At 41.4% G+C, this 20652-nt stretch carries 16 protein-coding genes; 10 read left to right on the top strand and 6 right to left on the bottom strand.

The features are described 5' to 3' along the window. Positions 1 to 29 precede the first annotated feature (29 nt). Positions 30 to 1454 carry an efflux RND transporter periplasmic adaptor subunit gene (locus RMZ42_RS29310; protein WP_322674722.1) on the bottom strand — a complete coding sequence of 475 codons (1425 nt, stop codon included), beginning with the start codon at positions 1452 to 1454 and terminating at the stop codon, positions 30 to 32. 94 nt (positions 1455 to 1548) lie between these two features. Beyond that, positions 1549 to 4785, bottom strand: a complete 3237-nt coding sequence (locus RMZ42_RS29305) for an efflux RND transporter permease subunit (RefSeq protein ID WP_322674721.1) — start codon at positions 4783 to 4785, stop codon at positions 1549 to 1551. A gap of 452 nt (positions 4786 to 5237) precedes the next feature. Here RMZ42_RS29305 and RMZ42_RS29300 point away from each other — a divergent pair, with 452 nt between their 5' ends. Both RMZ42_RS29300 and patX read left to right on the top strand, forming a co-directional pair. Next, positions 5238 to 7004 (top strand): FAD-dependent oxidoreductase, encoded by a 1767-nt coding sequence (locus RMZ42_RS29300; protein WP_322674720.1) that lies wholly within the window; start codon positions 5238 to 5240, stop codon positions 7002 to 7004. Positions 7005 to 7111: 107 nt separating this feature from the next. Further along, positions 7112 to 7339 (top strand): heterocyst-inhibiting protein PatX, encoded by a 228-nt coding sequence (patX, locus tag RMZ42_RS29295; RefSeq protein ID WP_322674719.1) that lies wholly within the window; start codon positions 7112 to 7114, stop codon positions 7337 to 7339. Positions 7340 to 8172: 833 nt separating this feature from the next. Here patX and RMZ42_RS29290 read toward each other — a convergent pair. Then, a complete protein-coding gene (locus tag RMZ42_RS29290) occupies positions 8173 to 9072 on the bottom strand; it encodes a ferritin-like domain-containing protein (RefSeq protein WP_322674718.1) in 900 nt (299 codons plus the stop codon). 392 nt (positions 9073 to 9464) lie between these two features. On the opposite strand from RMZ42_RS29290, the gene RMZ42_RS29285 reads away from it, so the two are divergent. Further along, positions 9465 to 9665, top strand: coding sequence for a hypothetical protein (locus tag RMZ42_RS29285; RefSeq protein ID WP_100899525.1), 201 nt, complete (start codon positions 9465 to 9467; stop codon positions 9663 to 9665). A gap of 115 nt (positions 9666 to 9780) precedes the next feature. On the opposite strand, the gene glnA is transcribed toward RMZ42_RS29285, so the two are convergent. Beyond that, on the bottom strand, positions 9781 to 11205 hold the full coding sequence (glnA, locus tag RMZ42_RS29280) for a type I glutamate--ammonia ligase (protein WP_322674717.1): 1425 nt from the start codon (positions 11203 to 11205) through the stop codon (positions 9781 to 9783). A 356-nt stretch (positions 11206 to 11561) separates the two neighbouring features. On the opposite strand from glnA, the gene apcB reads away from it, so the two are divergent. The 5 genes from apcB (at position 11562) to RMZ42_RS29260 (ending at position 14063) form a co-directional block, all read left to right on the top strand. Then, positions 11562 to 12071, top strand: a complete 510-nt coding sequence (apcB, locus tag RMZ42_RS29275; RefSeq protein WP_322674716.1) for an allophycocyanin subunit beta — start codon at positions 11562 to 11564, stop codon at positions 12069 to 12071. Positions 12072 to 12221: 150 nt separating this feature from the next. Continuing rightward, positions 12222 to 12347, top strand: coding sequence for a hypothetical protein (locus RMZ42_RS34835; protein WP_409883186.1), 126 nt, complete (start codon positions 12222 to 12224; stop codon positions 12345 to 12347). Then, positions 12335 to 12670 (top strand): XisI protein, encoded by a 336-nt coding sequence (locus RMZ42_RS29270; RefSeq protein ID WP_322674715.1) that lies wholly within the window; start codon positions 12335 to 12337, stop codon positions 12668 to 12670. Before RMZ42_RS34835 ends, RMZ42_RS29270 begins: the two co-directional genes overlap by 13 nt. A gap of 139 nt (positions 12671 to 12809) precedes the next feature. Continuing rightward, on the top strand, positions 12810 to 13244 hold the full coding sequence (locus RMZ42_RS29265) for a DUF29 family protein (protein ID WP_322674731.1): 435 nt from the start codon (positions 12810 to 12812) through the stop codon (positions 13242 to 13244). Next, positions 13245 to 14063 (top strand): TlyA family RNA methyltransferase, encoded by an 819-nt coding sequence (locus tag RMZ42_RS29260; protein WP_322674714.1) that lies wholly within the window; start codon positions 13245 to 13247, stop codon positions 14061 to 14063. A gap of 141 nt (positions 14064 to 14204) precedes the next feature. Here RMZ42_RS29260 and RMZ42_RS29255 read toward each other — a convergent pair whose 3' ends face one another. Then, positions 14205 to 14462, bottom strand: coding sequence for a Calvin cycle protein CP12 (locus RMZ42_RS29255; protein WP_322674713.1), 258 nt, complete (start codon positions 14460 to 14462; stop codon positions 14205 to 14207). A 331-nt stretch (positions 14463 to 14793) separates the two neighbouring features. Beyond that, positions 14794 to 16149 (bottom strand): GTP-binding protein, encoded by a 1356-nt coding sequence (locus RMZ42_RS29250; protein ID WP_322674712.1) that lies wholly within the window; start codon positions 16147 to 16149, stop codon positions 14794 to 14796. An 866-nt stretch (positions 16150 to 17015) separates the two neighbouring features. On the opposite strand from RMZ42_RS29250, the gene RMZ42_RS29245 reads away from it, so the two are divergent. Further along, positions 17016 to 19652: an EAL domain-containing protein gene (locus tag RMZ42_RS29245; RefSeq protein WP_322674711.1), complete on the top strand. Its 2637-nt coding sequence runs from the start codon at positions 17016 to 17018 to the stop codon at positions 19650 to 19652. A gap of 72 nt (positions 19653 to 19724) precedes the next feature. Next, entirely contained in the window at positions 19725 to 20645 is a 921-nt protein-coding gene (locus RMZ42_RS29240) for a histone deacetylase (RefSeq protein WP_322674710.1), read from the top strand. The last annotated feature ends 7 nt before the right edge of the window (positions 20646 to 20652 follow it).

The raw sequence follows: 20652 nt of genomic DNA, 5'->3' as shown, positions 1-20652 counted from the left end.
AGAGATGGGGTACGCTCCAAATTCAAAATTCAATTCTTAGTCTTATGCTTAGATGCAAGTATCTGAACCGATTTACCATCTTGGAGAGCATCCGTAGGATTAGTAATTAACCTAACATTAGGGCTTAAACCAGAAACAACTTCAACTTCAGTACCATAATCTCGTCCAAGCTCTACTTTCTGGTACTTAACTTTCTTTTCCTTCGTCACAGTGGCTACTTGTATACCATCTGCATTAATCACTAAGGTATTAGCTGGTACTAATAAAGGTGGATTGGCACGTTCAGTCTTAAAAGTGACTTCAGCATACATCCCAGGACGCAACACATTGTCTGAATTCTGTACTTCAATTTCAGTTAAAAGGGTATTAGAAGTAGCATCTAAGACATCAGCAGTCCGAATAACTTTACCAGCAAAAGATTTTTTCGGTAGCTCACGAACACGAACAAGGGCAATTTGTCCAGGGTGAATTGATTGCACAAAAGCCTGGGGGACATTAATTCGGATACGTAAATTCTTTGTCTGAGCAATCTTAAATAACCAGGAATTTCCACTATTATTATTGCTACCCGCAGAAATTAAAGCTCCCGTATCTATATTGCGAGCAGTAATTACACCTGCAAAAGGAGCAACAATTTGTTTGAATGTTTGTAAAGAAGTTATCCGTTGTAAATCTGATTTACTAACACTCCTACTTGCGATAAACGCATTAATGTTAGCTTTTTGGGAATTAATAGCTGCAAGAGCAGTATTTACACTTTCTTGGTCTGAATTAACGCGAGCAATTAAAGTATCTACATTAGCTCGACTTGAATTAAAAGCAGCTTGACGTTCATCAGCAGCTTGTGTAGTCACGGCTCCTTGCTTTTGAAGTAATTGCCAACGTTGCCAAGTTTGACGTGCTAGTTCTAGGTTAGTACGTGCTTCGGCTAATTCCGCTTCTCTAGCTTTTAAGTTAGCTTTTGTTTGAGAAAGATTACTTTGCTTTTGTGCTAAATCTGCCTGAACTTGAACCAGATTTGCCTCAGATTTTGCCAATTCTGCACGAGCTTGTTGTATATCTTGGTCAGTTTCCGGGGCATCAATTATAGCTAGTAGCTGTCCCTTATCTACACGTTCGCCAATATCTACAAATTTCTTTTGTAAATAGCCACTGGTACGGGCATAAATTGTGGTTTCTTGGCTGGCTTGAATGCTGCTAGGTAGAACTAGTTCGGTGAAATTAGCAGCAACTTTTGGTTTAACTACATTGACCGAAGAAACTTTTTTTATTGTAGATTTAGCGAAAGCATTTAATTCTGATTGCTTTTGTAAGCGAGGTATAATACCAAGTGCTAAAAGTCCAGTAACAACTAAAGTAGTCGTAGCAATAATGGTGATAGAAGTGAAGCGACTTTTTTTAGTCGTTGCTGCGATATCAGAATTATCAACTTGGGTATTTTCTTGAGTATCCATACTATATAATTTTATTTGATTTGTTGATTTATCGAAGTTCTTTCAGATCCCCGACTTCTTAGAGAACTCAGGGATCTAATTATTCCCGAAGAATTTACCGATTGGCTACAGTTAATTTGATAGTAGAAGATAATTCTTCCTCTAACTCTAAATTTTGGGGTTGTTTTCTGCGTAAAATACTGTAAATTACAGGTACAAAAATTAAAGTTGCCACTGTTGCTGCTAATAATCCACCAATTACAGCACGTCCTAAAGGAGCATTTTGTTCACCACCTTCGCCTAAACCAAGAGACATTGGTAACATCCCCATAACCATTGCCCCAGCAGTCATTAATACTGGACGCAAACGGGTATAACCAGCAGCTAAAGCCGCAGAAACAGCTTTTTCTCCTATTAGACGTTGCTCATTAGCAAAGGTGACAAGCAAAATACTATTGGCAGTAGCAACCCCAATACTCATAATTGCACCCATCAAAGAAGGTACGCTAAAAGTTGTATTAGTTACAAATAGTATCCAGACAATCCCTGCTAAAGCATTTGGTAGTGCCATCATAATAATGAATGGATCGATCCAAGATTGAAAATTGACTACTATTAAGCAATAAACTAATCCAATAGCAAATATCAATCCTACTTCTAATCCTAGAAAAGATGAATTCATCGTTTCTACTTGACCTTTTACCATAATTGACGTTCCACGTGGTAACTTCTGCTGAAATTGCCTAACTATTTTATAAATATTGCTGGCTACACCACCTAAATCACGACCTTGAACATTGGCGTAAATATTAAATACAGGCTGTACGTTGTAATGATTAACAACAGCAGGAGCTTTCCCACGTTTAACAACAGCAAGATTGCTTAAAAGTTGTGACGAGTTAGAACCGTTTGCTACAGGAGTATTTTGAATTTTTTCTAGGGAGTTAAGTTTGTACTGAGGAACTTGTACTGCTATTAAATAACTGACTCCTTTGATAGGATCGAGCCAAAAATTGGGTGATGTTTGACCACTAGAACTTAATGATGTGAGTAGGTTATTGGCAACATCTCGTTGAGTTAAACCGCTACGTTGTGCTTGAGAACGATCTACATTAATACGTAGGTCTGGAGCATCAACGACTTGATGTAAATGAACATCAACTGCTCCCGGAATTTGAGCTATTTGGGTTTTGATTTGTTTGGCAATTTTGTAGTTATCCCGACGATTTTTAGCTGGGCCTATGATCTGAATATCAATAGGGGCTGGTAAACCAAAATTGAGAATTTGAGTTACTATATCCGCAGGTTGGAAAAAGAAGGTTAATTCAGGAAATTGGGCAGTTAATTTTTGGCGTAGTTGTCTAACATATTGCCAAGTTGAATGATGTTTACCTTCTTTAAGACCGACAAGAATTTCTCCATCACCAGGCCCTATAGTTGCTGTGTCGCTAAAAGCAAGGTTTACTCCACCTACAGGTAGACCAATATTGTCAAGAATAATTTCTAATTCTTCTTCAGGAATAACTTGGCGAATCTCATTTTCAACTTGAGTAAAAATCTGTTCTGTCTTTTCAAGTCGTGTTCCCGCAGGAGCGCGGACATGCAACCGAAACTGACCTGCATCTACTTGCGGGAAAAAATCTTGACCGACAAAAGGTAGTAAAACTAAAGCACTTACCCAAAAAGCACCAAACATCGCAAAAACTACACCGCGATGATTTAAAGCTTTGGCTAAAGTGTTTCGATAGTTTTGGCGAAATTTCTCAAATTGGCGGTTAAACTGCTCATGAATCCGCCAGAAAATATCTTTTTTAGGAATTACATGACCATTACCGTTATTCCCTAAATTTTCATGTTCAGTATAAAGATGTAGTTCCTTCGCAAGCAGAAACTTTGCCAACATTGGTACTACTGTTCGCGAGAGTAGATAGGAGGCAAGCATCGCAAAAACAACCGCCATTCCTAAAGGCATAAATAGCGATTGTGCTACTCCTGTTAAAAAGACAATTGGGATAAAAACAATACAGATTGCCAAGGTAGAAACGAAAGCCGGAACAGCTATTTGTTGTGCGCCATCTAAAATAGCTTCTTGCAGAGGTTTTCCTTGTGCCAAATTGCGGTGGATATTTTCAATTTCTACTGTGGCATCATCAACTAAAATTCCAACTGCTAGAGATAGACCTCCCAAGGTCATAATATTTAGAGTTTGTCCGATCAATCGCAGAGCAATGATAGAACAAAGAATTGATAAAGGGATAGAAATTGCCACAATTAAAGTGCTGCGCCAACTGCCTAAGAATAATAAAATCATGGCGGCAGTTAAACAAGCAGCAATCAATCCTTCGATTAATACTCCGTGGATGGAAGCTTTAACAAATATAGATTGATCGAATAAGATTTCTAAATCTAATTCTTTGGGTAATGTAGCTTGAATTTTTGGTAGCCTTTCTTTGACTCTAGCTACAACATCTAAAGTTGAAGCACTACCACTTTTGAGAATGGTTAATAAGCTAGAACGCCGACCATCTCGACGAACGATATTGTTTTGCACTGCAAAGCCATCATGGACTTGGGCAACATCACGTATATAAATTACAGTGCCGTTAATCTGTTTGATGGGTAAATTGTTTAACGCGTCTAAGACTTGGGGGCTACTATTGAGTCGAACACTGTACTCGCGATCGCCTAATTTGGCATTTCCTCCAGGTAAGATAAGATTTTGGGCGCTGATTGCGGTTGTGACATCTGTAGCTGAAAGACCTTTGGCAAATAGTGCCTGCGGGTCAATGTCTACCATAATCTGCCGAGGTTTGCCTCCATAAGGTAACGGTACAGACGCGCCTTGAACAGTCGCTAGCTGAGTCCGTAGAAAATTATTGCCGTTATCGTAAAGTTCTTGCTCTGATAGGGATGTGCTGCTAACACTTAGCTGAAGAATTGGCACATTTGAAGCATTGTAGCGAATGATTAAAGGAGGTGTAATTCCTGGAGGTAAACCTCGAAGAATTGTTTGAGTGTTAGAAGTAAGTTGAGCTACTGCTGCTTCAATTTTTGCTCCTGGTTGGAAGAAAACTTTAATGACGCTAACACCATTGAGTGATTGTGATTCGATGTGTTCAATATCATTAACAGTGGTTGTAAAAGAGCGTTCGCTCGCTGTCACGATACGCTGTTCCATTTCTTCTGGTGAAACACCACCATAAGACCAAATTACACTGACAACAGGAATATTAATTTCTGGAAAAATGTCCGTTGCCATGCGCGTAATAGTAACTACTCCTAAAACAAAAATAAGTATGGAAGTAATTACAAAGGTGTAGGGGCGACGAAGAGCAAGTTTAACAATCCACATTATTTTTTAGTTTCAAGTCTTCTTTTTTCTTTAGTCTGTCAGTGCGATTTACATTAAAGGAAATTATTATTTAAATTTTAGTTATTCATTGCTAATTGCCAAATGAATACTTGCTGAATGCCTTTATTTGCAATCAGTTAGATTTAAAAGCACTAAAACTTATTAATCCGGTAAGTCGATAGATTTACAGTATTTTATGTAAAATTATCTTTGCATACAGATGTGTAAAATGCAAGACCCTGTAACTTACCAAAACAAATATGTAATATTTCATACGTAATTGCGATAGTACATTTTAAATGTTTGTAGTAAGCACTTTAGTGTTTAGAAAAGTCCTCTTAAACTTGACAAAAGCTGATTTCTAGAGGTGAATTATAAACTCAGCTGATAAAAGTAGAGCCAAGGATCAACCGAAATCAGCTAGATAGCTAACCCTGGTGGAGGACTTGGTCATGGTTCATCAGACATACATAGCTGATGTCTTAGTTGTTGGTGGAGGAACCGGAGGAACTGCGGCTGCTATTCAAGCGGCACGACGGGGAGCCAAAACCATTTTGGTGAGTGAATTTCCTTGGTTGGGAGGAATGCTAACTTCGGCTGGAGTGTCTGCACCCGATGGCAATGAATTAGAAGCCTTTCAAACAGGGTTATGGGGTGCGTTTTTGCAGGAATTGCGACAACGACAGCCTGGAGGATTAGATAACAGTTGGGTAAGCTTTTTCAGTTACGATCCCCGAATTGGAGCAGAGATTTTTGCAGATTGGGTGCAGGAATTGCCCAATTTGCATTGGATTTCTGGACAAGTACCTTTAGAGGTATTTCGACAAGGTGATTCTATAACTGGTGTCCGCTTTGCTGATTTTGCTATCACAGCCAAGATTATTCTTGATGGCACAGAATTAGGAGATTTATTAGCTTTAGCTGACATACCTTACCGTTGGGGTTGGGAATTGCAATCGGAGTGGGGAGAACCCAGCGCCCCAGTAACTTTTAACTCTTTAACCCAAAAATATCCTGTGCAAGCGCCCACTTATGTAGTGATTATGCAAGACTTTGGTAAAGCGATGTCTACGACGGGCTACGCCTACGCACCAGAGATTCCGGCTGCCCCTAACTATAATCAATCACAGTTTACAAGTGCTTGGGATGACTATGGAGCAGAGACATTTTTAAATTATGGACGTTTGCCCAGTGGCCTGTTTATGATGAATTGGCCAATCTGTGGCAATGACTACGGCGAAGGGGTAGGGCGATTGATAGAGTCAGATGTATCCAGAGGTGAATTCATCCAAGAATCTCGCTGGCACAGCCAAAATTTTGCTCATTTCATCCAAAAACGGCTTGGTCGTCGCTATGGTTTAGCCGAAAAAGTATTTCCTCACACTTCTACAGCTTTTGCACTGCATCCCTATTACCGGGAAAGCCGCCGCTTGGTAGGGCTAACTACTGTCCGAGAACAGGATATTTTGCCGATCGCAAAAGGTAGAGTTGCATCTATATTTAATGATGCAATCGCAGTTGGTAATTACGCCAATGACCATCATTATCCTGGTGTTCAATTCCCACTGCAACCTAAATCCATCCGCTGGGGAGGGCGTTGGACTGGAACTCCTTTTACAATTCCTTACAGTTGTCTAATTCCAGCCACAACAGATGGTTTCTTGGTGTGTGAAAAGAATATTTCTGTATCCCACATTGCCAATGGCGCTACCAGATTACAACCTGTGGTTATGGGCATTGGTCAAGCAGCAGGGATGGCGGCGGCGATATGTGTTGAATTAAACTGCCAGCCGAGGGATTTACCTATTAGAAAGCTGCAAACGGCTTTATTAGAAGATAATCGCTCAAAAGCGCTAATTATTCCTTTGTTTAATCTTCCCCCCAATCGTTCGGATTGGCGGCACTGGCAACTGTATTACTTAGATAACCCACAAGCCTATCCAGTTAGTGGCGATTGCCCTGAATCTGCTTTTGGCAAGCCATTAATTCAGGAAAGTAACTGTTTCAAAGGGATTTTTTACCGCTTGGAACAGCAGGAATATAGATTCACTGTCACAGCACCAGCCACATATCAAGGGCAAAATTGGCAGCTTGTGACTTTGCGATCGCATATTGACGAGCAATTACGCGCTTATCCCCACGAACAATTAGTTACATTGTGGGGTCGTTACAATCGCTCTGGTAATTGGTTATTAGTCGAACATTTAAATGGAGGATAAGAAGAGTTTATTTTCAGTAAAACAGAATACTTTTTGATGAATTGTCCGGATATTAATCAAAAAGCTAAGTATCAGTGAAGTGGAGAGTTCCAAAATAGACATTTGCTATGCGTGCTGCCATTTCACTTTTAGTCTCGAGTCTGGTGTTCGGCCCCTTAGCTTTTAACTGCCAAGCAATGGTCAATCACTTATCAACAGGGCTGCCTTCCACGCCTACTTCGGAACAGTGGCTCTCGGCGGCATCTGAACAAGCTTCAGATGATGCGCCACGTCATCGCGGTAGTGGGCGCAGAGAAGTGACACAAAAAGTCCGAACTATCTATGCTGTGGTTTAACTACTGTAAGGTAATGCCTCTTTTCTCAAAGGAACAGAATTACCAGAAAACAGGATGTTGGGCTAACGTCTTTTACACAGCTTTTCTGGCAAAGATATATACAGTTGACACACGAAAGTCTTCAGCGCTCGCTTAGTATTTCAACTGCAAACTTTGTATATATAGTTGGTCTCAATCCTGCCGATCGAAAAGCAAATCAAATTAAGTGCTTGGATCGATAGCATTACCAACTCCTCAAAAGCTCTACAACTGTTGCTCATATTCGATGGAAAGCTTTGCATCTCAATCCTCAACGGCTCTAGAAATAGATGTTACTTAGGCTATGAGTTAATCTAAAGCACATCTAATTCAAACATTTTGCTTGTTGAACAAACAGCCTTAGGGCAACTTCACTTTATTCCCCAATAAATTTTCTTCTCATACATCCAATAGCCGATTATCTACATAAGCAAGTAACCGATCTTTGCTCTGACATCTGTTTAGCGTCTTTTCCCGAAGCATAAAATCCCTTTCGTTTCATCTCTTGCTTATCTAGGTAGGCATTCACACAAGTAGTATAGGTTTATTACGCTTGCTAACAAATTTACTAATGTAAATCTACTTTTGTTCCTTAGTTTGTTCTCTTCGTAGATAGCTCCCGACAAAATAAATGTTAAGAAGGATCTGCCAGATCATCTTAGTCTTTTTAATTATTTTACACCCAAGGCCAGATGCAAAGTTTTGCATCTGGTCTTTTTATATGAATTTTCCTTAAAGAAAAGGGAGTGGAGAGTGGGGAGCAGGGGAAAAGTTGCAGTAAGTTTTTCCCCTGTGCCCCTCTGCCCAATGCCTTTTTACACCGTTGTGTTCTTGCGGCTACTTTCTCTTCCCTGGATGCCGTTGAGGAACATTGGCACAAACTTCTCGATGAATGTCTGTGGATCTCGCTGCCAAGCCTTCTGTGCAGCCTGAATCCTAGTAAATTGCAACTCCGGCGCTAGCAAAGTCTGGGGTAAACGTTCCATCAAGTATTGGGGACGTTGCCAAAGCGGCATAGTATTTGCGACTTCCACCAGGTTGGCAACTCCCCGTAGTTCTGCACCCAAGGTGATATCCATTCCTGATTCAAAGGCCGCTTGTTCAATTGCAGTATATTTTCGCTTGGCTTGCTCTACCTTTTGCTGATGTTCTGGACTCTTACGCGCAAGTTCTCCTAGCCAACGATTACCCCAACGGACATGTCCTGCTTCCTCTGGGAGAATTTTTTCAAGAGTTTCCCGAATTTTGATGTTTTCTTCTGTCTGCGGTGCTTGTTTAAGCGCGTGAATGTGAGCAGAGAAATACTCACAACCCCGCTTTTCGGTAATGTTAATTGCGGCCAAGGCAGCAATCATGCCGTCCTCTAGGTTGTGTTTTGGATCGTAGGTGTCTTTGTCGAGCAGCCGATCGAATTCATCAATATAGGAAGTTCCGGGGGGAGTTCCTACATCGCTTCCCAAATCAATCAACAAGTCAGTTAGCCACATGGCATGACGAGCTTCATCTGAGACGTGATGAGACAAATCCCGGATCAGTTCCCGTGGCTGTCCATTCAGTTGTTCAATTACCTCAGTTAGGTCTTTGCAACTGCGTTGTTCGCTGTAACGGTAGCGATTGAGAGTAATTAGATGGATTTCGCGATCGCATACCACCCGTTTTAATATATCTCTGGCACTCAAAACATTCTGAAATTTACGCGGATAGGTAACTGCCATAGTTTATGTAAATTTTTGTAAATCTTTATTCGATCGTAACTTAATTTTTTGCAACTGCTGTATTCGTGTCGCTTCACCGAAAAAAAAATCAAAGTTACAAAAATTAATCACTTGAGTTGACCTTAAGTGTAGAAAAAAGTAACGAATAAATGTTCAGCCTTGGGTAAGGTGTGTTTTTTTAGGTTAGACCAATCTGAAGCTAGATGATTTTAGTTATCAAAAGTAGATTGGGAAGATTTTTCCGGCTTTTGGAAACAAATAGTTGATATTGTCAGCAAAGGCAAATATAAACTTTTGCAAAAAGTAGCTTATGTTACAGAATTTTTGTTATATTAGTCTTGTAAGTAAAAAACCAAAAATTATATATTCACAAAATAGAGAGGACTATGGTTATGTCTATCGCAGATAAATCCCGTGCGTTAATGGTGCGCGAACATCAGCAAGTCAAGAATCGCCAACAATCTATGCTGATGCGGGCTGCACAAGAACTTGGTCTTCCTGAAGAAGCATCCCACTACTGGAACCCGATTCAAGGGAAGGTTGATGCTAACACTCGGATGATTTATGGGCCGAGTCATGCTTCCATGAGCTAAGTTTTAAGGTTGATTTTTTGAGTGAATATCTCAACCGACAACTCTAAAAAAAGCCACCCTTTACTCTAGGGTGGCAAAACTTACTTATTACTTTTTAGTTAGATACGACTCTTAATTAAGCATCGTAATAGAGGTAAAACTCGTAAGGATGAGGACGCAGCTGCAACTGTTTGACTTCGTTACCTAGTTTGTAGTCAATCCAATTTTCGATAAAGTCTTCCGTGAAGACGCCTGATTCGGTCAAAAAGGCGTGATCTTTTTCTAGTGCTTGCAGAGCCAACTCTAAAGAACCTGGAGTTGAAGGAACCTTTGCCAGTTCTTCTGGAGAGAGTTCATAGATATTCTTATCTAAGGGTTCACCAGGATGGATTTTGTTCTTGATGCCATCGAGACCAGCACAAAGCATTGCAGCAAATGCCAAATAGGGGTTAGAAGTAGCATCTGGACAACGGAATTCCAAACGTTTGGCTTTGGGGTTAGTACCAGATAAAGGAATACGGATAGAAGCAGAACGGTTCCCTTGGGAGTAAGCCAAGTTCACAGGAGCTTCATAACCAGGTACTAGGCGCTTGTATGAGTTGGTGCTAGGGTTGGTGATTGCCAACAGCGCTGGGGCGTGTTTGAGAAGACCACCAATGTAGTACAACCCCATATCGCTCAAACCAGCATACTTATCACCTGCAAACAGAGGTTGGCCGTCTTTCCAAATGGACTGGTGACAGTGCATTCCCGAACCGTTATCGCCAAAAATTGGTTTTGGCATAAAGGTAACGGTTTTGCCGTATTTCTTGGCAACGTTCTTGATGACATATTTGTAAATCATCAACCAGTCAGCCGCTTCGATCAACTTACCAAAACGGAAACCTAGTTCGCACTGACCACCAGTAGCAACTTCGTGGTGATGCTTTTCAATGGGTACACCTAATTGTGCCATCGTCAACAGCATCTCTGTACGGATATCTTGGAAAGAATCCGTCGGTGAAACTGGGAAGTAACCTTCTTTGAAGCGTGGTTTGTAACCCAAGTTGGGTTTGTTATCTGTACCAGCTTTACCGGAATTCCAAGCACCTTCTTCGGACTCTAAGAAGTAGTAGCCTTCGTTGGCGGTTTGGGCAAATCTAGCACTGTCAAAGATGAAAAACTCAGCTTCAGGGCCAAAAAAGGCTGTGTCACCAAGACCAGTAGAAACTAGGTAATCTACTGCTTTTTGGGCAATAACGCGTGGGCAACGGTTGTACCATTCACCCGTGCGGGGTTCTTTAATACTACAAATTATACTTAGCGTTGGCACTTCCATGAAGGGGTCGATCCAAGCAGTGTTGGGGTCGAGTACCATCGTCATGTCCGATTCGTTGATCGCTTTCCAACCCCGGATGCTGGAACCGTCAAACGGAACGCCATCAGTGAATGCAGTCTCATCGATTTGGTTTTGGTACAGTGTGAGGTGCTGCCAAGTCCCTACTGTATCGATGAATTTGAGATCGATCAGCTGAATTTGTTGGTCTCGGATCAATTCCAAGACTTCTTGTGGTGTTGTCATTGTTACTCCTTCTCTACCAATTTCCTAAAGTAAACCAAAATCTTACATTGCATCCTAACCCTACCGATCTCAATCAGGCGGTGACACACCAGAAATATCTTAAATACTAGACATTAGCTGATTTTGTAGCTTGTGCTACAGATATCTGGATTATCAGGTTATATTAACCTTTCGGCGATCATCTGTACAAAACTGGAAAGTTCATCATATAGGGTCAACTTTGACATAAAATCCTTATGTAGTGGATAGATTGTTTTTGTGCCGAATCTATTTTTAATAGCACAAAAATTTACTGGTGCATAAGTGCAGCCAAATAAATATCAAACCATAAATAGCAATGATTGGGAGAAGAAGGAATGCGCGATGCAGTAACAAGTTTAATTAAGAATTATGACTTAGCTGGTCGTTATTTTGACCGGAATGCGATCGATAGCCTAAAGTCTTACTTTGATAGTGGTACAGCAAGAGTACAAGCGGCGGCGGCAATCAATTCTAATGCGGCTGGACTTGTGAAGCAAGCTGGTTTACAGTTATTTGAAGAACTGCCAGAATTGATTCGCCCTGGTGGAAATGCTTATACAACTCGTCGTTATGCAGCTTGTCTGCGCGATATGGACTACTATCTGCGCTACGCCACTTATGCGCTGGTTGCTGGGAACACCAATGTGTTGGATGAACGAGTGCTGCAAGGGCTGCGGGAAACTTACAATTCTTTAGGAGTACCTATTGGGCCTACAGTTCGCGGTATCCAGATTCTCAAGGAGCTAATTAAGGAGCAAGTAGCAGCAGCAGGTGTGGTTAATAGTGCTTTTGTAGATGAACCATTCGATCACATTACACGTGAGTTGAGCGAGATAGATATTTAGATTTTAGGTGGGCAAGGTGTCTGCCCCGACATAAACTTAAATAGCGATCGCACTTTGGTTTAATGGAGCGATCGCTTTTTTGTGAACTCTAGACGTTGAGAAGGGCTTTATTCAAGATTTTGCCTGCAAAGGGCAAAATCATAACCAGCAATTCCCAAGCGGGTTTACGAAGGTATATTTTCCGAACGCTTTGGTCAGCTAATTCTTAATAGTATAAGAATAAACCTAATTGTCTTTGACGAGCAACTAGAAAGGATTATCAGATGGATAAGCTAGCTCGGTATCGTGAAATTATTCGTCAGTTGATATTTGACTATGCTAGTCACAAGCCTGCTAACGGTCAAATAGACACAGAAGCAGTCATTGACTCGGAGCGAAACGACTACGAAGTGTTACACATTGGCTGGGATGGAGTGCGCCGCGTACATGGTTCGGTGGTACATATAGATATTATTAATGATAAAGTGTGGATTCAATATGATGGTACTTCTCAGCCAGTTGCAGAGGCATTATTAGAAGCGGGTATTTTGCGCGAAGATATTGTCTTGGGTTTCCATCCTGCTGAACTACGGCAATACACCGATTTTGCTGTATCTTAATTATCTGAATATTGTGTATTTGCAAAGAATAATACATTTAAGTAGCGATCGCTCATAGATGAAACGCATTAGCTTCTGTTATCTGAACTAGAACCTCTATAAGCCACAATAGAAGTTGCCGATGTTTGAGGCACTGATGATGGAAGAATTATTAACTCTAAAAGACTTGCTTGTTAAAGGCGATGTTCAAGGAGCATTGATTATAGTTGAAGAATTAACAGAAATGAGCCGAAATGACATCATCAAGACGATTCGTAGCTATGCAGTGATTTTGCTGTTGTATTTAATTAAACAACAAGCTGAAAATCGCACGGCTCGCTCTTGGGAAGTCTCAATTCGGAATTCGGTTCTGGAAATTCAGCGGGAAAATAAGCGGCGTAAAGCTGGAGGCTATTATCTCGCGCCAGAGGAATTGTTAGAAATCTTAGCAGAAGCCTATTTAAATGCCATCGATGAGGCTTCCTTAGAAGTAGAAGAAGGTCGTTATGAAGCCCAAGAATTAGAAAAGCTGGTTAACCAAGAAGAAATTATCAATCGTGCTTTGGCTTTAATCTTACCAGGAGAGTCTAATTAATTGGCTAAACAGCGACTCGATACACTATTAGTAGAGCTAAATTTATGTTCTTCTCGCGCCTTAGCACAACGACTAATTCAGGCGGGGGAAGTTACTGTTAATCAACAGTTAGTTGATAAACCTGGAACAGAAGTTGATATTGCAGCTCAAATAAATATTAAAGAGCGATCGCCTTTTGTTTCTAGAGGCGGTGAAAAACTCTCCAAAGCTTTATCAGTATTTGCCATTCCCGTAGTAGAGCGCATTTGTTTAGATGGTGGGATTTCTACTGGTGGTTTTACTGATTGTCTCTTGCAAGCTGGAGCAAAACAAGTTTACGGTATTGATGTTGGTTACGGACAAGTTGACTGGCGGTTGCGAAATGATTCGCGGGTGATTTTACGGGAACGCACCAATTTACGGCAACTACGACCAGATGAGTTATATGGCGAAAATGACCCGATTCCTGATTTGGCGGTGGTCGATGTATCGTTTATTTCTTTAACAAAAATTCTGCCTGCTTTGTGGCAACTAACTCAAGCTAACCGAGAAGCTGTATTGTTAGTCAAGCCACAGTTTGAAGTCGGCAGATCCCGTGTGGGTAAAAAAGGTGTTGTACGCGATCCAAACGACCAAGCTGATGCCATTTTCCAGGTTTTGCAAGCTGCACACGAATTAGGATGGAAATACAAAGGCTTAACTTGGTCGCCGATCGTTGGCCCGGCTGGGAATATCGAATATCTTTTGTGGTTGGCAATAGAAAGTGAAACACCACCAGTTGATTTAGAAGCAATTAAGCAAATAACGCAATCAGCAACAACTGATTTACGCAAGAGTTAAAAAAGAATGCAGAATTCAGAATCAATTAGTCAGGGACTTAAACCGATATGTTCAGCGTTCGACTGAGCGCTCACGCCGAAGTCTGCACTCTGACTCCAATTCATACTGAATTCTGATTCTTGACTCCTGAATTCTTTCTTATTAAAGGTCGTAGATTAGACATTCTACGGAATCTGGATGGCGATCGCAGTAATTTTCCAAAGAGGTTTTTTTGGATTTTGCTTGATGTTGGTGAGATTTTTCAGCCTGCAATTCTTCTACAATGTCCCACGCTACAGCACAACCAGCAGAATTGCTGCCATCTAGATCGCAAGTTGTCCGAGCTTCAGTAATGGCATTAGTAATGGCTTCTTCAAGAGTTGCTGCCCCAGCAATTTCAATTTTTAGGGTAGTTGTCATGATACTTTCACCTTTAATTTACAGACAGAGTTATTAACTGCGAGCTTTTAATGACCTTAGTCAGGTCACATTTCTAGTTTAGATAGGCTTCCCACAATAAGTAGTGGTAAACACCGCCATCTTTTTCGCAAAATTGAGTGGGATTACCCTCTTGTCATCTTTAGATTCAAAAAGGTATGGGAATTCTACTAGTTGCGATCGCAAGCAGAGGTGGTCATGTTCTCAATCTTGCATCCCAAATTGAGAATGTCAGTTAATTGTCAGAAGACTTTGATAGAAGTTGATAAACGCTTATAAACGGTAACAAAAAGATAGCAGTTTTTAATTATTCTCAATACTTTATGTTTAACTCTTGTCGCAAACGATACAGAATTGTATTTTGGTCAACTTGAGAGAGAATTTCTTGAATGACGCTGCTAGCGCCTAATTGTCCCCAAGTGCAGCCTTTTTCGAGATAGACTTGGGCAGCTTTGCCAACGGAGTATGCGCCATAACCGGCGATACCAGCTTGAGCGATCGCACTGCCAGCAAAAGCAGTAATATTGCTGGGATTGTCACCACTAGTGATTGCGGCAGTACTCTTACCTAAACCCAAAAGAAAACTACTACCTAGTTCTCCAAGTAGCAAGCCGCCAGAACTAAATAAAATCGTTTTTAAAATTTTCCCGGCTTCATAGCTAGTCATCGGCAAACCATACAATCTAGCGAGAGCGCGAATTAAAGCTAAATCAGCAACAGTTCCGCCAAGGATATCTAAGAAGGCGATGGGATTGAGCATTACTGCCAAAGCTTTGTATTTGGTAAATTGCCAAATAATTTCTTCAGCTTCCTTTTCGCGTAAATCGATGGTTTTTTGAGCGATCGCGGCTTCTGCATCCCGTGCTTGGATCAGTGCATTTAAAGCCAGAAGCGATCGCCCTTCCCGATTCAGAATATTCAGAATTATCTCTTTGAGTTCGTCTACTTGCGGTGGTGGTGTCTCCCATTCATAAGTGACATGCCCATCAGGCCATTCTACCCGCACTTCTATTGGCGCTGGTTCTGCCGCCACCATGACAATTTCATCAGGTAGTAGAGGTTTTGCTTGAGGATGTCCAGCACCCAGTTGTTGCAAATTTTGGTAAATTGCTCCTTTGTCTGTATCTGGGTAAAGGTCTATTTTGTTAAACACTAAAATCAGGGGTTTTTGCGATCGCCTTAATTGCAGCAGCGCTTGATATTCAGTGCGTGTGATATCACCAGACACGACAAACAAAATCAAATCCGCTTGATGTACTACTTCTCGTGCCATATCCGCCCGTGACTCCCCCTCAATTTCATCTAATCCAGGGGTATCAATTAACTCTACTAGTACCTTATCGCTGGGCTGCCACCGCACGGAACGGGGCCATTGGGTGACACCATTCAGAGGCCCAGTTTGCAAAATCTTGTCTCCCAACAAGGCATTTAAAACTGCTGACTTTCCCCGACTCACTAAACCAAAGACAGCAATTCTAATGACGTTTGAATCTAGCTTGTTGAGTGTGGCTCTCAAAGCTTCTAATTCTGGTTTCATCAAACCTGCTAATTCTGGGTTAGATGATAACTGTCCTGACTTGCGAAGATATCCATACCAAGAAAGCCCTTGTCTGAGACTGGCGCGGGCACGATTTAAGTGAGTTTCTTGCAGATTACGATAAACCGACATAATATCAACGCTTCAGCCTTCACTCTCTCTAAAATGCTCATCCAATGCTCAAAACACTTACTTTCAGCATTCGATTGTGAATAATAGGTATGAATTCGTACTCATTAACCATACTTAATCAATGCTCACTTTTTCAACCCCATTATCAGGGGAAGGAAAAGTTAAACATACTTCTCTATTTTATATCCCTAAGTTCTTGGACTAATAATCTATATATAGGACATAAAAAGTCTCTAACTTTATGAGGTCGGAGATTAAGTATTTTATAAATCTTAAGAAATATGTGACTAATGGATAGCTGCAAAGAAAGACTAACGCCAAAATCTACACTGAGATCAAAGGCGCATTGGCTCCGACTTTATTCAGTTTTAGTCGGCTTTGAAATTTTATTATGTAACTCTCTTTTCTACAAGAGGCTGCCGCAACATCACGTTACGCCTAGCTTGCTTCCCTATAAGGGTACAATTTAGAAATTTTAATTTTGAATTGTTAATCTGGGTATCCTAAGAAAGACAAGGTTAGATGATATAGACGAAGGAACAAAGTTTATAACTTATCTATGAGTAGAGAAAAAACTATAATTTCTACTACAAAAACTGATTGAACAATTAGCCAACTCATTCTATAAAAAGAAGAGTGCTAAATTCCGTTAGGGCTGAGTGCGGTCAATCATGAATGTAAAGGCTCGTTTACACCCTCATACCAATTTTGCGATGCCTGCGGTAAATGCTCGCCTACGCAGATGGTGAGAACTTTGATTGAGCAAGTTTTCCCATAAGTGCAGCCTGAAATTCTGGACTTATAGGAGCAGTCTTTTTCAGACTAAGACATAAATATTAATTATATGAGAAATTTGAGGAACAGCCATGCAAGGAAATGAGCGGGAAAAAATACGCCATCTGTTGGTCATCCAAGACCTAGAAGGGCGGCGAACTGTCCCTTTACGAGAGACTACTTATTCTCTGGGGCGGCATCCTGCAAACACTATTGTCTTGGCTTCCCGCTCGGTATCAATGCAACATGCAATTTTATTGCGAGTCACTGTTCCAGAAACTGACCAATACGGCTTTCAGATTATTGATGGTAACTATAAGGGGAAAGGAAGCACTAATGGGTTATTTGTAAATGGCACTAAATGCTTTTCTCATAATCTTAGGCATGGAGATATCATCGCTTTTGGCAGTAATAAAGCTCAGGCTAAATATTATGCTATTTCCAACATTTCCGAACAAGCATTTTCTGAATCTTTTGATGTTGAAGACTTATCTGGTTTTTTATCAGAGCAAGCCAGTCCTGCCAATCCTTTTCAAACCTTAGCCATCGATCCCAGCTTTGAAGCAGCTAGTGAGTCTGCTCTAGCTCGCCTAGCATCCTTCCCTGAACTCATCCCCAATTCAATTATTGAAATGGATTTCGAGGGAAGAATTACGTATCTCAATCCAGCCGCAGCGATCAAGTTTCCCAATCTTAGGGAAGTTGGAACAGAACACCCAATTTTAACGGGACTGTTGATTGGAGCTAAAAATCTAGAAAACAATTCTTTTGTGCGCGAGGTGGAAGTAGGTACAGAAGTTTTTGAACAATCCGTACTTTATCTTCCAGAAAGTGATTTAATTAGAACTTTTATTATTAGAGATATTACAGAGCAAAAGCAAGCTACAGCCGAACTACGCCAGCGCGATCGCTTGCTACAAGCAGTTGCAGAAGCTGCTAATTATTTGCTAGGAGAAATGAATTACGAAACTGGTATCGATCTAGCTCTAGCTGTAGTGGGTGAAGCTGCCAAGGCAGATCGTGCCTATCTCTTTCAGAACCATCTCCATCCTATTACAGAGGAAATGGCAGTCAGCCTACGCTTTGAATGGACACAATCTGGGATTGAATCTACCCTCCACGATTGGCAGAATCAGCTTTATCAAGCTCCTGAATTAGCCCGTTGGTACACAGTTCTCTCTAGCAGCCAGTCGATTAGCGGCATCACTCAAAAATTTCCTGTCGCCGAACAAGAATTCCTGATTCGAGATGGCATTAAATCCCTTCTCTTGGTACCTCTTCGCTTGGATAATCATTTCTGGGGGTATCTTGGCTTGGCAGACTGCACCTTTGAACGTCATTGGTCAAAGCATGAAGAATCTACTCTTTTGACCATGGCCGCCAGTATCATTGGGGCGCGGCAGCGTCAGCAAGTAGAAGAAAAGATTCGCCATCAGGCCCTCCATGACTTGCTGACAGGATTGCCAAATCGTCTACTATTTAACGAATTGCTCAGTAAAACTCTGCCCAACGCCACTCGAAATGGCGAAAGTTTAGCTGTGATTTTCCTCGATTTGGATCGCTTCAAGGTGATTAATGATACTCTGGGTCACACTCTGGGAGACCAATTGTTACAAAGCGTCTCTCAAAGATTAAAAAACTCACTCAGAGATGGAGACACTGTAGCCCGTTGGGGAGGCGATGAATTTACTATTTTACTTCCACGAATCAATGATATTGAAGAGGTAACTTTGGTGGCGCAGAGAATCTTACAAGCCTTAGAGGATGCTTTTCATCTCCAAGAGCATGAACTTTATGTAACTGCTAGCCTCGGTATTGCCTTACTCGATCGCAACAGCCCTGACACCGAAACACTAATCCAGCACGCAGATGCTGCTCTGTACTACGCCAAAGACAAAGGGCGGAATAACTATCAATTTTACAGTGTTTCCCTGAGTGCTAAAAATCCTGAACTCCTGACTTTAGAAAAGAGCTTGCGCTATGCCCTAGAACGCAATGAATTTAAGCTTTACTATCAGCCTCGTGTGAACATTGCCACAGGAGAAATTACTAGTATGGAGGCTCTGTTGCGTTGGCAGCACCCAGAGATGGGATTAGTTGCCCCCAGTGTATTCATTCCCTTAGTCGAAGAAAGTGGATTAATTGTCCCCATCGGCGAATGGACTCTACAGACGGCCTGTAACCAAAATAAAGCATGGCAAGATGCTGGATTGCCACCGATTAAGATCGCTGTCAATCTTTCTCTGAAGCAGTTCCGTCAACCCAAATTGGTAGAGACTATAGCTAAGGTTTTAGAACAAACCGGTCTGGAGCCGCGCTTTTTAGAATTAGAAATTATGGAAACCACAGCGATTGAGGACTTGGGTTTTACCAGAAGGGTGTTAGAGGAGCTACAGCAGATGGGTGTTTATATCTCCATCGATGACTTTGGTACAGGTCATTCTTCGCTCTCGCGCCTACAGCTTTTGCCACTCCACAATCTGAAAATAGATAAATCTTTTATTCAATATTTGACGCAGGATGCCAAAGTAGCTCATATTATCCAGGCCATAGTTACCTTGGGACACAGTTTGGGATTAAAGTTAACAGCCGAAGGGGTAGAGAAGGAAGAGGAATTGGAGTTTTTGAAATCTATCAACTGCGAGGAGGTACAGGGCTTTTTATTCTACCGCCCACTTTCTGAACAGAAAGCAACAGAAGTCCTCGAAAGTAAACGACCAACGATCTAGTACAAGGGAAACTCTTTGTACCAGTGAGGATACAATAAAATTCATTGTCTTGCTGCCGACCTTTTTCGTCCTATGCTACCAGTCATTTATTCCGACGAATTTTTAGATCACAAGACTGGAAAATACCATCCCGAAAAACCAGAACGTTTAAGTGCGATCGCAAATGCCCTCAAAGCAGCTACATTCGCAGATAAAATCACCTGGCGCTTGCCTACACCAGCATCAGAACAACCATCACTGATGTCTTCGTTGGTTAAAGCACATAGCCCAGCCTACATCAAAAAACTGTGGCAAATCGCTTCTAGTGGCGGCGGCCCTTTGGATGGAGATACGCCAGTTTCCCCACGCAGTTATGATGTGGCATTGTTAGCAGTCAGTGGATGGTTGGATGGAGTTGAGGTTGTGTTAAAGTCGGCTAATCCAGCTTTTGTATTAGCGCGTCCCCCAGGACACCATGCTGAAAGTGATGCAGGGATGGGCTTTTGTCTATTTTCTAATGCCGCGATCGCCGCTTTATTTGCTCTAGAAAAACCTGGAATTAACCGCGTCGCCATCCTTGATTGGGATGTACATCATGGTAATGGTACTCAGGCGATCGTTGAAACTGAAGCACGTATCGCCTATTGTTCTCTACATCAGTACCCATGCTATCCCGGTACGGGAAGATCGACAGAACGGGGTTTTCACAATAACGTATTAAATTTACCAGTACCCCCTGGTAGTGATATTGCAATATATCAGCCACTATTTGAAAAACAGGTAGTACCGTTTTTAGCCAACTTCCAGCCAGATTTACTAATTGTCAGTGCTGGTTACGATGCCAATGCAGAAGATCCTTTGGCAAGTATTAATTTACAGCCAGAAGACTATGCTTTATTTACTGATTATTGTTTGGGGCTAACTCGTAAAATTCTGTTTGGCTTAGAAGGTGGTTACGACTTTGATACTCTTTCTCAATCAGTTGTAGCGACGATTGAACGCTGTTTACTTTAAGCTTGTC

Source organism: Nostoc sp. DedQUE05 (assembly GCF_034530955.1).
Classification (GTDB): Bacteria; Cyanobacteriota; Cyanobacteriia; order Cyanobacteriales; family Nostocaceae; genus Nostoc.
This window is presented reverse-complemented; position numbering and strand designations above follow the sequence as displayed.

What these genes read in the sequence shown, in the direction of transcription:
- RMZ42_RS29310 (WP_322674722.1), bottom strand. Translation starts at nt 1,454, where the DNA reads ATGGATACTCAAGAAAATACCCAAGTTGATAATTCTGATATCGCAGCA.
- RMZ42_RS29305 (WP_322674721.1), bottom strand. Translation starts at nt 4,785, where the DNA reads ATGTGGATTGTTAAACTTGCTCTTCGTCGCCCCTACACCTTTGTAATT.
- RMZ42_RS29300 (WP_322674720.1), top strand. Translation starts at nt 5,238, where the DNA reads ATGGTTCATCAGACATACATAGCTGATGTCTTAGTTGTTGGTGGAGGA.
- patX (WP_322674719.1), top strand. Translation starts at nt 7,112, where the DNA reads ATGCGTGCTGCCATTTCACTTTTAGTCTCGAGTCTGGTGTTCGGCCCC.
- RMZ42_RS29290 (WP_322674718.1), bottom strand. Translation starts at nt 9,072, where the DNA reads ATGGCAGTTACCTATCCGCGTAAATTTCAGAATGTTTTGAGTGCCAGA.
- RMZ42_RS29285 (WP_100899525.1), top strand. Translation starts at nt 9,465, where the DNA reads ATGTCTATCGCAGATAAATCCCGTGCGTTAATGGTGCGCGAACATCAG.
- glnA (WP_322674717.1), bottom strand. Translation starts at nt 11,205, where the DNA reads ATGACAACACCACAAGAAGTCTTGGAATTGATCCGAGACCAACAAATT.
- apcB (WP_322674716.1), top strand. Translation starts at nt 11,562, where the DNA reads ATGCGCGATGCAGTAACAAGTTTAATTAAGAATTATGACTTAGCTGGT.
- RMZ42_RS29270 (WP_322674715.1), top strand. Translation starts at nt 12,335, where the DNA reads ATGGATAAGCTAGCTCGGTATCGTGAAATTATTCGTCAGTTGATATTT.
- RMZ42_RS29265 (WP_322674731.1), top strand. Translation starts at nt 12,810, where the DNA reads ATGGAAGAATTATTAACTCTAAAAGACTTGCTTGTTAAAGGCGATGTT.
- RMZ42_RS29255 (WP_322674713.1), bottom strand. Translation starts at nt 14,462, where the DNA reads ATGACAACTACCCTAAAAATTGAAATTGCTGGGGCAGCAACTCTTGAA.
- RMZ42_RS29250 (WP_322674712.1), bottom strand. Translation starts at nt 16,149, where the DNA reads ATGTCGGTTTATCGTAATCTGCAAGAAACTCACTTAAATCGTGCCCGC.
- RMZ42_RS29245 (WP_322674711.1), top strand. Translation starts at nt 17,016, where the DNA reads ATGCAAGGAAATGAGCGGGAAAAAATACGCCATCTGTTGGTCATCCAA.
- RMZ42_RS29240 (WP_322674710.1), top strand. Translation starts at nt 19,725, where the DNA reads ATGCTACCAGTCATTTATTCCGACGAATTTTTAGATCACAAGACTGGA.